We start from the raw sequence: 14,283 nt of genomic DNA, 5'->3' as shown, positions 1-14,283 counted from the left end.
CTAAAAATAAACGTATAACTTTTCAATTTATTTGTATGTGTGTCGACATGCATAAGTTACAATGATTTTTAATAATTATACTGTTATAAAAGGTTCCGTGCAACAGTTTTAATGAAATTAATAAATAAATTAACAATTCAAATTCGTAGTAAATCTATCGGAAATTTGCTGAAAGATGTAGTATATATCTAGCTTGATACCATATCAGTTAAAAAATTGTTACAATGAAGCATATATTAATTGAGGAGAGATGAATGATGACTGAATTTAAAATAGGTACTGTAAATAAAACAACTTTCCATAGTGAACTTTTAAAACGGGATATCACATTTTCCATTTATCTTCCTGAGGATTACACACCCTTATTTAAATATAAAGTGATTTTTTGTTTTGATGGTCTAGACTTTTTCAGATACGGTCGTATTCATCGTACATATGAAAAATTAAGAAAAGAAGACAAGATTGAACGTGCTATTATTATTGGTTTTCATTATGAAACAGTAGATTTGCGCAGAGAAGAGTTTTCACCGAATGGTAGTAAAGCCCCTCTGACAGTAAAAGCGATGGCTAAAGAAATACTTCCATACATTGATCAAAACTTCCCAACATATAAAGTCGCAAATGGACGTATTTTATTAGGGGATAGTTTAGCGGGTTCAATTGCATTGATGACTGCACTTTCTTATCCTAGATTATTTAGTCAAGTTGGAATGTTTAGTCCAATGTTCAATGAAGTTGTAGATGTTTTGGCTGATCGTTGTCAATTTATCGACCATTTAAATATTTGGCAGGCCGTTGGAAAAGAAGAAATTGATTTTGCTTTACCGACAACAGGAGAACGTGCTGATTTTTTAACTCCGAACCGAGAATTAAATCAAGTCTTGAATCAAAAAGAAGTCACGCATTATTATGAAGAATTTGACGGTACACATCGATGGAAATCATGGAAAACATTAATGGAACCGTTGTTAATTTATTTTTTGGCAGAATAAATTATTCAGTTAATTCTGTAAAATTATTGTTTTTGGTAACGATTTCATTGAATGTTTGCTATAATGGCAATATAGTTAAATTAAGGAGGAATTCAAATGATCTTAGGGTTAGCATTAATTCCATCAAAAACGTTCCGTGAAAAAATCGATGCATATCGTAAACGTTACGATGAGCGTTATGCGCAAATTCCACCTCACATCACAATTAAAGATTCGTTTGAGGTAGAAGATGGGGATTTCGATAAAGTAAAAGAAGAAATTAAAGAGCGTGTGCAAGGTGTTGAGCCATTGCATATTCACGCAACTAAAGCGTCAAATTTTGCGCCAATCAACAATGTTATTTATTTTAAAGTTGAAAAAACACCAGAATTAGAAGAGTTGGACAATCGCTTTAATAATGGCGATTTTTACGGCAAACCAGAACACTCATTTGTTCCGCATTTTACAATTGCCCAAGGTTTAACTAGTCAAGAATTCGAAGATATTTTTGGTCAAGTTGCACTTGCAGGTATCGATTATAAAGAAACAATTGATGCATTGACATTATTGCAATATGATAATGATGCTGAAAAGTGGAAAGAGATTGACACATTTAGCTTTAAATAATGAATGAAAAGCATTCAATTTTGAATGTACTGATTAAAATGATTTAAAGTACGAGGCTAGGACATTGTACAGAAATAGTGGGCTTTTAATTGAAATGAAAATTGATCTGAAAGATTTCAAATTCAATGTCCCGACCTCATACTTTCATACATAACAAAAGCGGCACTGATTCAAAATGGAATCAGTGCCGCTTTATTATTTTTATGAAGAAATTCTATGTCTTCTTAGTTTTATAAAATAAACTCCATAGAAAATCGCAAGGAAGATAAATACACCTGCTGAAAAATAGAATGTGTTGTTGACAGAGCCTGTAAATTGGTAAAGCATACCGCCGATGATAGGGCCGAACATTGCTCCGAAACCTTGAATGCTATTGAAAACACCCCAAGTTTCTTCTTGCTCGTCTTTATGAATAAAACTAGCCATAAACGTATTCCATGCCGGAAGCAAGAAGCCATACATTAAGCCGATAAAGAGTGCGATTCCCCAAACAATGTATATATTCGTAATTAAAGAGAGTCCAAATATTCCTAGAGTATACAGTATAAACCCTGTAAAGATAGTAAGATACATGAACGATTTTCCATGATTATCAATGATTTTAGATAAAAAGAGCATTGAAATCGCGCACCCGATACCACCGATAATAAGCGCAACTGTGTATTCAACTGTACTTACTTTTATAATTTTTGTTGCATAGATAGGTAAAATTGGGACAAGCGCACTAATTGAGGCACCTTGTAAAATAATGCCGGGGAAAAGTACACCATTTTTCTTAGCCACCCCACCGATTTGTTTCAATTGTTGACTCACTTTACGCGTATTGTAGTTTGTTAATCTTATTTTTACAAAGTAATAAAGTATCCAAGCAATTAAAACCATTAATGACATCAAGAATGCAAAGGAAGTCGGATGAACTTTCATAATCAAATTCATACCGATCATACCAAGCAAAAGACCGAACAACCATGCAAAGTAAACATGTCCCATTTGTTTTCCGCGTGTTTCATCACGGACACTAGATAGCATAATAACCCAAATCGGACTAGATGCAATTCCTAGTAAGATTGCACTTATAAACAGGATATATGGATTGAACGGGAACCATATTACTAAGAATAGGCTGCCGAATGCCATTAAAAAGCCTAAAGTTAAAACAGGTTTAGCACCAAATCGCTTTAATAAAAATCCAATTACAAAATTGGTTGCTGCATCTGAAATATAGTGGACAGAAACAGCTGCAGAAGTAAGACCTACTGCTACTGATGACACAGTCGGGAGGATTGGCAAGTAGCTCAAGACAAACATCCCTCGTGCAAACTCAATTAAGAATAGGATGACAAGCATAATTATGAAATTACGTTGATAGTTCTTATTATTGTATCTACTTGATGAAGAGCTTTGCATACATAGGAACCTTTCCATAAATTTCTTCGAATTGTGATGAATGATCTAACAGATGTAAAAGATCACGACATAATTTATAGGTAGGGTATTTAACTTTTAAGTCTTGCATCTGTTCTGCCATATGAGCTAATGCATTTTCATCTTGAGTTAACTCTGTTATCAGTTGAATAGCTTCTTCAGTTGTGTCTGCAATTTTTCCCATTCCTTTAGATTGGAAGTAGTGTGCATTTTCCAATTCTTGACCTGGTGCCGGGTCTAAGAATATCATTGGTATTTTTCTAGCTAATGCTTCTGAAATTGTTATGCCTCCAGGCTTTGTTACCATCAAATGAGATGAGGCCATCCATTCGTTCATATGATGTGTATAGCCTAAAATTAATACATTGGCATATTCTTTAAATTGTTGGCGTAAAGCACGTTTTAATTCTTTGTTACGTCCACATATCATGACAATTTGTGTCTCTGGAGAACGTTCTAATATATCAGAAATCATTACGTCGAATCCTTTTGAAACACCAAAGGCACCTGCAGACATTAAAATTGTAGGTCGGTTTGGATCAAGATGGTTTTTATGCATCCATACTTTAGTATCTATGTCTTCATCAAATTGTTCAGAAATAGGAATTCCTGTAATTTTTATGATATCTTCTGGCACACCTACATTCACAAATTCTTGTTTCAAATCTGGTGTAGCTACATAATAACGAGATGAATGCGGTGTAACCCAGTTTTTATGTAGTCTATAATCTGTCATTACAGTAGCAATAGGAATATTCATGTTGAATTGTTCTGTTAAAACTGACATAACGGGAGTAGGGAAAGTCAGTAATATCAAGTCGGGCTTTTCTTTAATCAGTAAATTAATGAGCTTATTTAAACCGTAGTATTTGTAAAAGCATTTATTTACATCTTCTGGGCGGCTGTAATAAAACTGCTTGTATGAATTTCTAAAATATTTAAAACTATTGATATAATACTTTTTGCAAATAGAAGTTAAAATAGGATGTGCTTCCATAAATAAATCATGCTCTATCACAGAAAGATGCTTTAGATTCATTTCATTTAATTGGTTCACAACGCTATTGGTTACTTGCAAGTGGCCATTACCGAACGAGCCTGTAATAATCAATATCTTCTTATTTTGAGTAACCATGTGAGTAGCCACCCTCCAGTTAATTGAATTTATAGTTTTATCCTATATGTCGTGAAGAAAAAATTGCTTGTCCCTCCACCGCTTGCTATGAGTTTAACGCATATTTTAAGAACATTAAACCGGATTCGTGTTAACATCACTGAATTATAACATTTATTAATAAGAGATAAAAATATTTTCATACTGACTTAACATTTCTTGTATAATAAATGAGATATATTACACTATCATATTGCCTGGTTTAAACTTTTTCAAACTATAATGAGACAATTAAGCCGATAGAAATCAATATATGTACAAACAAAAAATCTGTACAATAGAATTAAACATCAGTATGTAGATTTATGAGATAAAAATGTATAAAATAGTAGTATTGGAAAAAAAGGAGCGATCGATGTGAAAGCGAACGAATTGTTCGAAAAAATAAAATCGAAACAAGTGCTGGGCAGTTTGGATAGAGAAATTACTGACATTACTACAGACTCTCGTACCGCTGAAGAAGGCAGTGTTTTTGTAGCTACAAAAGGTTATACCGTCGATAGTCATAAATTCTGTCAGGATGTAGTGAACCAAGGCTGCAAATTGATTGTGGTAGAAAGTGAACAAGAAGTTGAAGGGGACGTAACACAAGTTATTGTGCCGAAAACACGCCGTGTCGCAAGTTTAATTGTACATAAATTGTATAACTATCCGAGTGAACAACTTACAACGTATGGTGTAACTGGAACAAATGGTAAAACTTCTATTGCAACTATGATTCATCAAATTCATCGTAAATTAGGTAAAGGCAGTGCCTATCTTGGAACAAACGGATTTCAAATTAATGAAACTGTCACTAAAGGTGAAAATACAACACCAGAAACTGTGACTTTAACAAAGAAAATACATGAGGCAGTTGAAGCGGGTGCGGAATCGATGACACTTGAAGTATCAAGTCATGGTCTAGCTTTAGGACGTTTAAGCGGTGTTGAATTTGATGTTGCAATCTTTTCTAACCTAACTCAAGACCATTTAGATTTTCACGGGACTATGGAAGCTTATGGTCATGCGAAATCATTGCTTTTCAGCCAGCTAGGCGAAGATTTGCGTAAAGAAAAATTTGCGGTAGTTAATGCAGATGATGATTTTTCTGAGTATCTCACAAGCGTGACACCATATGAAGTATTTACTTATGGTATTCATCGTCCTGCTCAATTCAAAGCTGAACGTATACAAGAATCGTTAACAGGCGCTTCGTTTGATTTTGTAACACCAGATGGAACGTTTCATGTAGATTCTCCATATGTTGGAAAGTTCAATATTTCTAATATCATGGCTGCAATGACAGCTGTATGGGGAACAGGAACACCTATGCAGGAAATTGTAGATGTAGTGAGTCAATTGGAGCCTGTTGAAGGGCGTTTAGAAGTATTGGACCCTAGTTTGCCGATAGACTTGATTATTGACTATGCACATACTACTGACGGCATTGAAAAGTTAATTGATGCAGTCAAACCGTTTGTTAAACAAAAATTGATTTTCTTAATAGGTATGGCCGGAGAAAGAGACCTTACAAAAACACCTGAAATGGGTAAACAAGCAAGCCGTGCGGATTATGTTATTTTCACACCAGATAACCCAGCAAACGATGATCCTAAAATGTTAACAGCAGAACTTGCTAAAGGTGCTACACATGATAATTATGTAGAATATACAGATCGTGCTGAAGGCATTCGCCATGCAATTGATGTAGCTGAACCTGGAGATACAGTTGTCTTAGCTTCTAAAGGCCGCGAACCTTATCAAATTATGCCAGGACATGTTAAAGTACCACACCGTGATGATTTGATCGGTTTAGAAGCTGCTTATAAAAAATTCGGAGGTGGGCCTTCTGAAGATTAGAACACTTCAGCATTTAGAAGGTGCAACTGCTTATATAGATAAAGTAACTGCGACAAATTGTATATTAGTTGTTATACCTGATATCAATTGGTCTGCTGAATTAGATATAAAGGAGTCTGCAGAAGATGTAGAAGAAAATTTGATTATGTATCTATTTAATTTAATGGATGAAGACAAGGCAGAAAACCTTGCACAAGAAATTACTTTAATTATTTTTGAAAAGGAGACAAAAGATGAGTATTAAGGATGAAATAGAATCCAGAAAAACCTTTGCGATAATTTCTCACCCGGATGCTGGTAAAACCACATTAACAGAAAAATTATTGTTATTCGGCGGTGCCATTCGTGAAGCGGGTACTGTTAAAGGTAAGAAATCTGGGAAATTTGCAACAAGTGACTGGATGAAAGTAGAACAAGAGCGTGGTATTTCAGTAACCAGTTCAGTGATGCAATTTGATTATGATGATTACAATATTAATATTTTAGATACACCAGGGCATGAGGACTTCTCTGAAGATACGTATCGTACATTAATGGCAGTCGATAGTGCTGTAATGGTAATCGACTGTGCAAAAGGGATTGAGCCGCAAACTTTAAAATTATTCAAGGTATGTAAAATGCGCGGTATTCCAATTTTTACATTTATCAATAAGTTAGACCGTGTCGGTAAAGAACCGTTTGAATTATTAGATGAAATTGAAGAAACATTGAACATTAAAACGTATCCGATGAATTGGCCAGTCGGTATGGGACAAAATTTCTTCGGAATAATCGATCGTGAACAACGTACAATTGAACCATTCAGAGATGAAGAACACTTATTACATCTTAATGATGATTATGAGTTGGAAGAAGAACATGAAATCACAAAAGACAGTACGTTTTCTCAAGCAATAGATGAGTTCATGTTAGTAGAAGAAGCTGGAGAAGAATTTGATAACGAAATGTTATTAGCAGGTGAATTAACACCAGTATTCTTCGGCTCTGCATTAGCTAACTTTGGAGTACAAAGCTTCTTGAATGCTTATGTTGACCATGCGCCAATGCCTAATGGACGTATTACAAAAGAAGCAGAGGAAGTCAGTCCATTTACACCAGATTTTTCAGGTTTTATCTTTAAAATCCAAGCTAACATGGATCCTAAACACCGTGACCGTATTGCTTTCATGCGTATTGTCAGCGGTGCATTCGAACGTGGTATGGATGTTAAATTGCAACGTACGAATAAAAAACAAAAGATCACACGTTCAACGTCATTTATGGCAGATGATAAAGAAACTGTTAATCATGCGGTTGCAGGCGATATTATCGGTTTATATGACACTGGTAATTATCAAATCGGAGACACTTTAGTTGGTGGAAATCAAAAATTCAGTTTTGAAGATTTGCCACAGTTTACACCTGAGCTTTTCATGAAAGTATCAGCTAAAAACGTTATGAAACAAAAACATTTCCATAAAGGTATTGAGCAGCTTGTTCAAGAAGGTGCGATTCAATACTATAAAACATTGCATACGAACCAAATCATTTTAGGTGCAGTTGGACAATTACAATTTGAAGTATTCGAACACCGAATGAAAAATGAATATAATGTTGATGTCGTTATGGAACCAGTAGGACGTAAGATTGCGCGCTGGGTAGAAAATGAAGATGATATCAAAGATAAAATGAGTACATCACGTTCCATCTTAGTGCAAGACCGATATGAGCAAAAGGTATTTTTATTTGAAAATGAATTTGCGACACGCTGGTTTGAAGAAAAATTCCCAGAAATTAAACTTTATAGTTTATTGTAAGACTTGCATAAGGTATAATAGTTTTAAATAATTGAATACCTATGACAGCAATGTCAGAGGGGAGTAACTTAGATGGACAAGCAGAAAGCTTGCCGGTACATTTTATCGTCATTACGAAGTAATCTACTTCCGGTAAAATGGAATGTTATATAAAGAGACATTCAAGTGAGACCTTTGCTATTTATTTAGCATGGGTCTCTTTTATTGTGTAAAAGTGGGTATACAACGTGTATTACTTGCGACATTTGATGAAATAAGGAGTTGGTCTTTTAATGGATCCGAGTTTAATTTTACCTTATTTATGGGTATTGCTCGTATTAGTATTTTTGGAAGGCTTGTTAGCAGCAGATAATGCTGTTGTAATGGCCGTAATGGTTAGACATTTACCACCTGAACAAAGAAAGAAAGCATTGTTCTATGGTTTGCTTGGTGCATTTGTATTTCGTTTTGCTTCATTATTCTTAATTAGTTACTTAGTGAACTTCTGGTTTATTCAAGCAGCTGGTGCCGTTTATTTACTTTATATGTCAGCGCGGAATTTATATCAATTCTTCAAAGTCGACCAGCATGGACCTGAAAGTCCAGAAGCTGGGGATGACCATCATTATGATCAACATGGAAATGAAAAGAAAGTTGGACCTAAAGCTTTCTGGGGCACTGTAGCAAAAGTTGAATTTGCAGATATCGCTTTCGCAATTGATTCAATGTTAGCTGCAATGGCAATTGCTTTCACTTTAAAACCAGTAGGTATTCACTTTGGCGGAATGGACTTAGGTCAATTCTTAGTTATGTTTGCTGGTGGAATGATTGGTGTTATCTTAATGCGTTTCGCGGCAACTTGGTTTGTTGAATTGCTTAATAAGTATCCAGGTTTAGAAGGAGCAGCGTTCGCAATTGTAGGTTGGGTAGGTATTAAATTAGTTGTATTAGTACTTGCACATCCACAAGTGCAAATTATTCCAGAAAACTTCCCGCATACAATTTTATGGCAATGTATTTTCTGGGGCGTTATGATCGGATTAGTTATCATTGGTTGGTTAACGTCATTACGTCATAATAAAAAAGCAGCACAAGATAAAAATAAATAATATAGGAATGTAAGAAAATGCTTTCTGATAGGCCGAAAAGGTGCAATCAGAAAGTATTTTTAATTTTTAGAAGGATAAATATAAATTATTTGTGCTAATAACAAGGATTTACAAGAAATTCATAATTAGATATGTCATAATAAGACATAGTTATATTGTAGTGAAGGAGGCGTTAATATGGCAGAAGATAATCATTCAAATGACAAGAAAAATCATAAGGATGGAAAACAAGTCATACCGAAACGTCATTATAAACGCAAACGTCGTGCATTCTTCCATAACAAAGAGCGCGAAGAACGTGTACAAAGAGAACATGAAGCAAAAAAACTAGAGAAAGAACGTGAAGCAAAACTTGCTAAAAACAACGAAGAACGTGTAAAAGATAATTTGAGAAAAGCAAGGATTGAAAAACTGACACAAGAAGAAATTCAACATCAAAAACAAAAAGCGCATGAAAACACTGATAAAAATTCATCTTCTGATGATTTACATAGCGCTGAAAGCAAAAACCAAAAAGATAAGTCAGAATTTGCTACTGCAGAGTCACCGAAACATCACAATCAGGACAAAAAAGAAGCAATTGAAACTGGTGCAGCAGGTATTCGACCAGAAGACACTGGTAAGGATACTCAAAAAGAAGTACATACAGCTGAAACCAAGGCAACTGAAAACAAATACGAAAATGAATCAGCATCGAAAGAAGATACGGCACACATGTCAGAATATGAGGAACCTAAAAATAAAAATATGAATTCTAAAAGAAATGATGTATCTAAAAACGAAGGCAATTCTAAAGTGTCAGATTTTCTGCGTCGCAATTGGGCTAAGATTGCAGTTGTAATCGGTGCGATTATTCTAGTATTGTTGTTATTTGCGATTTTCCATAACCTGCAAGATAGAGATGGAACATCTTCAGGTCAAGTTTCTTCCTTTGGCGGCAGTGATAAAAAACAAACAGCGATGATGAAAGCAGCAAAAGAAACTATTCATTCTGTTGTAACAGTTGAAAATAAAGGAAGCAATAAAAGTTCGGTAGAAAAAGAAGCACCAAAATCTGACGGAGAAATCGGCTCAGGTGTCGTCTACAAAAAAGTAGGCGACTCTATTTTTATATTAACAAACGCTCATGTAGTAGGAGATAAATCAAGCCAGAATATTTTATATGATGATAAACAAGAAACAAACGGCAAAGTGATTGGTAAAGATAAGTATTCAGATATAGCGGTTGTCAAAGCTAAAGTGAAAAAGAATAGCAATGTCCAACCGATAGCAATCGGTGATTCTAATCAATTACAGTTAGCTGAACCTATTATTACAGTAGGGAATCCGTTAGGAGCTGATTTTAAAGGCAGTGTTTCAAGCGGGATTATTTCTGGATTAAATAGAAACGTGCCTGTCGATATGGACAAAGACGGAAATTATGATACTTTAACAAAAGCATTTCAAATCGATGCACCAGTCAATCCTGGTAACTCAGGTGGGGCAGTGGTAGATCAAAATGGTAAGTTAATCGGTATTGTATCTTTGAAAATTGATATGCAGGCAGTAGAGGGAATGGCCTTTGCAATCCCTGTCAATCATGCCCTTGATTTAGCAAAACAATTAGAAAAACATGGACATATTGATTATCCTAATACAGGTGTTCAAATTTCAAACGTAGGTGATTTATCTGATAGTGAACGTCAGCAGTTTGATTTGCCTAGCAGTGTAAAACAAGGCGCTGTTGTTAGAGCAGTAAAAGACGGTTCTATCGCAGAAAAAGCAGGCTTGAAACCTGATGATGTTATAGTAAAATTAGGTGGTACGAATATAGAAGATAGTTTACGTTATCGCCAAATTATTTTTGAACATAAAGATGACAAAAAATCACTATCGGCAAAAATCTATAGAAATGGTAAACTGAAAGATATTACGATTAAATTGAAGTAACGTTGGGGTGAAAAAAGTTGTCCATTTTTAATCAATTATTTAAAAAAACCAGTCCTCAACAAGGTATAGTAATGTATTATCTGATTGCCATCGTCGCAGCATTCTTAATGTTGAACCTGCCGTACGTACACAAACCAGGTGTACATGTAAATCCTATAGATACACTTTTTGTGGCAGTATCTGGGATTAGTGTGACTGGATTAACATCAATTTCAATAGTGGATACTTATTCAACATTTGGTCAGATTATTATCCTCATCATCTTAAATATTGGTGGTGTGGGTGTTATGGCAATGGGTACAGTTTTATGGTTAGTGCTTAGAAAGCGTATCGGTTTAAGAGAAAGACAATTGATAATGTTAGACAATAACCGTAATACGATGAGCGGTGCGGTAAAATTGATTATTGAAATCGTTCGTGCGATTTTACTGATAGAATTAGTCGGCGCACTTTTATTGGCGTTTTACTTTTACAGAGATTCATCAGATATCCAATATGCATTAATGCAAGGATTCTTTGTAGCTATTTCGTCTACCACAAATGCTGGTTTAGATATTACAGGTAATTCTTTGATTCCATATGCAGATGATTATTTTGTACAAACTATCGTGATGTTCTTAATTACATTAGGATCGATAGGATTTCCTGTATTGTTGGAAGTGAAAGCTTATATTAAAAATAGAATTCCAAACTTTCGCTTCTCACTCTTCGCCAAAATCACAACAATTACATATTTTGCTTTATTTGCATTCGGCACAATTGTGATTTTGTTATTAGAAGCCAACCATGCATTCCAAGGTGCTAGCTGGCACAAAGCATTATTTTATGCGATGTTCCAATCGACAACAACAAGAAGTGCAGGTTTAGAAACGATCGACATCACGCATTTCTCAGATGCAACCAATATTTTGATGGGCTTATTGATGTTTATCGGTTCATCACCAAGTTCAGTCGGAGGCGGTATCCGTACAACCACTTTTGCAATTTTGATATTATTTATTATTAATTTCAGAAATGATACCAACAGCACGACAATCAAGGTGTTCAACCGTGAAATCCAACCATCAGATATCCAAAAAACATTTACTGTATTTGGTGTTGCGACAATCTTAACATCCGTTGCAATTATATTAACTTCAGCTTTTGAAGGGACAAAATTATCTTTCTTACAAGTGTTCTTTGAAATTATGTCAGCCTTTGGAACATGCGGCTTGTCACTTGGCGCATCCGGCGACGGCAATGATTTCACAAAAGTGATTTTAATGTTACTGATGTTTATAGGACGTGTGGGATTAATTTCCTTTATTATCATGATTGGGGGACGTAAAGATCCAGTCATGTATCACTATCCTAAAGAAAAAATTCAGATAGGATAATCATTTAAAATACTATAAGAATAATCACATTATAAATACGCACTTTATTGTAAATTCTGTTAGCAGAATTTACAATAAAGTGCGTATTTTTTGCGTTATACAACCAGTATTTTTAATCACCTCAAAATGTTTCGTCTATCTGAGTAATTAGTTTTAAGTAGTGTAATTGAGGAAAATAGGATAACCGAGTTGGATAAATTGCTTTAGAGGTCAATCATATGTTTAAATGTAATTATAAAAGTTACATTAAGAAGGTGACTACCATCAATTTAGAATTTAATATCGCAGTACACTTCCTGGCTTTTTTAACGAAACATGCAGATGAACGTTTCAGCAGTAGAGCATTATCAGAGTTGATATGTATCAATCCCGTACAATTACGGCGTGTGACAAGTCAATTAGTCGAACATCAATACGTTGAAACGATTCGCGGAAAATATGGCGGGTATCAAGCTAATGAAAGCACCGCAACTGCTAACCTGGGTGATTTATTTCAGATTTTTACAGCACATAGCACACAAGGACGTTTGTACACGGGAACTAAAGAGAGTGATTGTGAAATATCTCAAAAAATTGAAGATACGATGAAAGTACACCATGCAAAAGAACAAGCATTGTTGAAACAGTATTATGACGATTTTACAATTCAAGATATTTTAGAAGAAACAGTAACAACGATATAAAGTGATTCAACTTCTGAGGAGGATAAAATATGGAACAGTATGATTTGGCAGTAATTGGTTTTGGTAAAGCAGGAAAAACATTAGCAAAATTTGCAGCATCACAAGGTAAACGTGTTGCTATGATAGAAAGAGATCAAAAAATGTATGGCGGAACATGTATTAATGTAGGGTGCATTCCTTCAAAAACATTAATTCACGATGGATTAGAAGGTGACTCATTCGAAAGTGCCTTTGATCGCAAGCGTCAGGTTGTAAGTGCATTAAATCAAAAAAATTATCATATGTTGGCAGATGAACCTTCGATTGATGTCATTGATGCAGTTGCACAATTCAAATCGAACCATGAAATTGTGTTATTAGATCATGAAAATCAAGATTTAGGTGAGTTGACTGCAGATGATATTTTAATTAATACAGGTGCAACTCCTGTCATTCCGGATATTGAAGGCATTGAAACATCAGAACACTTATATGATTCAGCAGGTATTATGGATTTGCCATTTAAACCTAAACAATTAGTAATTGTAGGTGCCGAATACATTGCTTTAGAATTTGCTTCACTTTTTGCGCATTTAGATGTAGACGTCACTGTACTTGCAAATCATGACGATATTTTACCTAAAGAAGATCCTGAGATTGTTGAATTAGTAAAAGAAGATTTAACTGCAGCGGGTGTAAATTTGGTGTTTAACGTTGACACAAAACGTTTTGAAGATATTGAGAATGGTACTATCGTTTATACAAATGATGGTGAATATGAAGCAGATGCTGTGTTGCTAGCGACAGGTCGTCAGCCGAATACACAAGGTTTAGGTTTAGAAAATACAGATATAAAAGTAGGAGAACGAGGAGAAATCGTCGTTAACGATCATTTACAAACAGATGTACCAAATGTGTATGCAGCAGGCGATGTTGTTGGCGGTATGCAGTTTACGTATATTTCTTTAGATGATTTCAGAATTATAAAAGATCAATTATTCGGCAACGGAGAACGCAGTACTCAAAATAGAGGTGCTGTGCCTTATACAGTATTTATTGACCCTCCATTATCTAGAGTAGGTATGACAGGAGATGAAGCGAGAGAAGCGGGTTATAGCGTGTATGAAACAAAATTACCTGTTAATAATATTCCGCGTCATAAAATAAATAATGATGGACGAGGTATGTTGAAAGCAGTTATGGATGAAAAAACTGGTTTAATCTTAGGAGCTACGCTATATAGTACTGGTTCTGAAGAACTTATCAATTTGGTAAAACTCGCAATTGATCAAAAAATTCCATACAGTGTATTAGGAAATAACATTTATACACATCCAACAATGGCAGAAGCGTTTAATGATTTATTCAAATAAGTAAAAATAAAGCGATGGTG

At 34.8% G+C, this 14,283-nt stretch carries 12 protein-coding genes; 10 read left to right on the top strand and 2 right to left on the bottom strand.

Annotation, left to right across the window (positions count from 1 at the left end):
* Nucleotides 1-257 precede the first annotated feature (257 nt).
* Together DYE31_RS09370 and DYE31_RS09365 are read left to right on the top strand one after the other, a co-directional pair.
* Nucleotides 258-992, top strand: a complete 735-nt coding sequence (locus DYE31_RS09370) for an esterase family protein (protein ID WP_041612957.1) — start codon at nucleotides 258-260, stop codon at nucleotides 990-992.
* A 96-nt stretch (nucleotides 993-1,088) separates the two neighbouring features.
* Nucleotides 1,089-1,598 carry a YjcG family protein gene (locus DYE31_RS09365; protein WP_015899874.1) on the top strand — a complete coding sequence of 170 codons (510 nt, stop codon included), beginning with the start codon at nucleotides 1,089-1,091 and terminating at the stop codon, nucleotides 1,596-1,598.
* 201 nt (nucleotides 1,599-1,799) lie between these two features.
* Here the strand turns inward: DYE31_RS09365 and ltaA are convergent, their stop codons facing one another.
* Both ltaA and DYE31_RS09355 read right to left on the bottom strand, forming a co-directional pair.
* On the bottom strand, nucleotides 1,800-3,005 hold the full coding sequence (gene ltaA / locus DYE31_RS09360; RefSeq protein WP_015899875.1) for a lipoteichoic acid biosynthesis MFS flippase LtaA: 1,206 nt from the start codon (nucleotides 3,003-3,005) through the stop codon (nucleotides 1,800-1,802).
* A complete protein-coding gene (locus DYE31_RS09355; protein WP_015899876.1) occupies nucleotides 2,983-4,158 on the bottom strand; it encodes a diglucosyl diacylglycerol synthase in 1,176 nt (391 codons plus the stop codon). Before DYE31_RS09355 ends, ltaA begins: the two co-directional genes overlap by 23 nt.
* A 396-nt stretch (nucleotides 4,159-4,554) precedes the next feature.
* On the opposite strand from DYE31_RS09355, the gene DYE31_RS09350 reads away from it, so the two are divergent.
* The 8 genes from DYE31_RS09350 (at nucleotide 4,555) to merA (ending at nucleotide 14,263) form a co-directional block, all read left to right on the top strand.
* Nucleotides 4,555-6,039 carry a UDP-N-acetylmuramoyl-L-alanyl-D-glutamate--L-lysine ligase gene (locus DYE31_RS09350; protein ID WP_015899877.1) on the top strand — a complete coding sequence of 495 codons (1,485 nt, stop codon included), beginning with the start codon at nucleotides 4,555-4,557 and terminating at the stop codon, nucleotides 6,037-6,039.
* Nucleotides 6,020-6,283, top strand: a complete 264-nt coding sequence (locus DYE31_RS09345) for a YueH family protein (RefSeq protein ID WP_050731403.1) — start codon at nucleotides 6,020-6,022, stop codon at nucleotides 6,281-6,283. Before DYE31_RS09350 ends, DYE31_RS09345 begins: the two co-directional genes overlap by 20 nt.
* Nucleotides 6,273-7,835: a peptide chain release factor 3 gene (locus DYE31_RS09340; protein ID WP_015899878.1), complete on the top strand. Its 1,563-nt coding sequence runs from the start codon at nucleotides 6,273-6,275 to the stop codon at nucleotides 7,833-7,835. Before DYE31_RS09345 ends, DYE31_RS09340 begins: the two co-directional genes overlap by 11 nt.
* Nucleotides 7,836-8,107: 272 nt before the next feature.
* A complete protein-coding gene (locus tag DYE31_RS09335) occupies nucleotides 8,108-8,923 on the top strand; it encodes a TerC family protein (protein ID WP_015899879.1) in 816 nt (271 codons plus the stop codon).
* A 177-nt stretch (nucleotides 8,924-9,100) separates the two neighbouring features.
* A complete protein-coding gene (locus tag DYE31_RS09330) occupies nucleotides 9,101-10,852 on the top strand; it encodes a S1C family serine protease (protein ID WP_015899880.1) in 1,752 nt (583 codons plus the stop codon).
* 17 nt (nucleotides 10,853-10,869) lie between these two features.
* Nucleotides 10,870-12,228, top strand: coding sequence for a TrkH family potassium uptake protein (locus DYE31_RS09325; RefSeq protein WP_015899881.1), 1,359 nt, complete (start codon nucleotides 10,870-10,872; stop codon nucleotides 12,226-12,228).
* Between the two features lie 263 nt (nucleotides 12,229-12,491).
* Nucleotides 12,492-12,911, top strand: coding sequence for a redox-sensitive transcriptional regulator HypR (gene hypR / locus DYE31_RS09320; RefSeq protein ID WP_041613098.1), 420 nt, complete (start codon nucleotides 12,492-12,494; stop codon nucleotides 12,909-12,911).
* A gap of 29 nt (nucleotides 12,912-12,940) precedes the next feature.
* Nucleotides 12,941-14,263 carry a hypothiocyanous acid reductase MerA gene (gene merA / locus DYE31_RS09315; RefSeq protein ID WP_015899883.1) on the top strand — a complete coding sequence of 441 codons (1,323 nt, stop codon included), beginning with the start codon at nucleotides 12,941-12,943 and terminating at the stop codon, nucleotides 14,261-14,263.
* Nucleotides 14,264-14,283 lie beyond the last annotated feature (20 nt).

Origin of the sequence: Staphylococcus carnosus (assembly GCF_900458435.1) — a bacterium.
Taxonomy (GTDB): Bacteria; Bacillota; Bacilli; order Staphylococcales; family Staphylococcaceae; genus Staphylococcus; species Staphylococcus carnosus.
Note: the sequence above shows the minus strand (reverse complement) of the source record. Positions and strands in the feature narration are given on the sequence as shown.

What these genes read in the sequence shown, in the direction of transcription:
- ltaA (WP_015899875.1), bottom strand. Translation starts at nt 3,005, where the DNA reads ATGCAAAGCTCTTCATCAAGTAGATACAATAATAAGAACTATCAACGT.
- DYE31_RS09335 (WP_015899879.1), top strand. Translation starts at nt 8,108, where the DNA reads ATGGATCCGAGTTTAATTTTACCTTATTTATGGGTATTGCTCGTATTA.
- DYE31_RS09365 (WP_015899874.1), top strand. Translation starts at nt 1,089, where the DNA reads ATGATCTTAGGGTTAGCATTAATTCCATCAAAAACGTTCCGTGAAAAA.
- merA (WP_015899883.1), top strand. Translation starts at nt 12,941, where the DNA reads ATGGAACAGTATGATTTGGCAGTAATTGGTTTTGGTAAAGCAGGAAAA.
- DYE31_RS09355 (WP_015899876.1), bottom strand. Translation starts at nt 4,158, where the DNA reads ATGGTTACTCAAAATAAGAAGATATTGATTATTACAGGCTCGTTCGGT.
- DYE31_RS09340 (WP_015899878.1), top strand. Translation starts at nt 6,273, where the DNA reads ATGAGTATTAAGGATGAAATAGAATCCAGAAAAACCTTTGCGATAATT.
- DYE31_RS09370 (WP_041612957.1), top strand. Translation starts at nt 258, where the DNA reads ATGACTGAATTTAAAATAGGTACTGTAAATAAAACAACTTTCCATAGT.
- DYE31_RS09330 (WP_015899880.1), top strand. Translation starts at nt 9,101, where the DNA reads ATGGCAGAAGATAATCATTCAAATGACAAGAAAAATCATAAGGATGGA.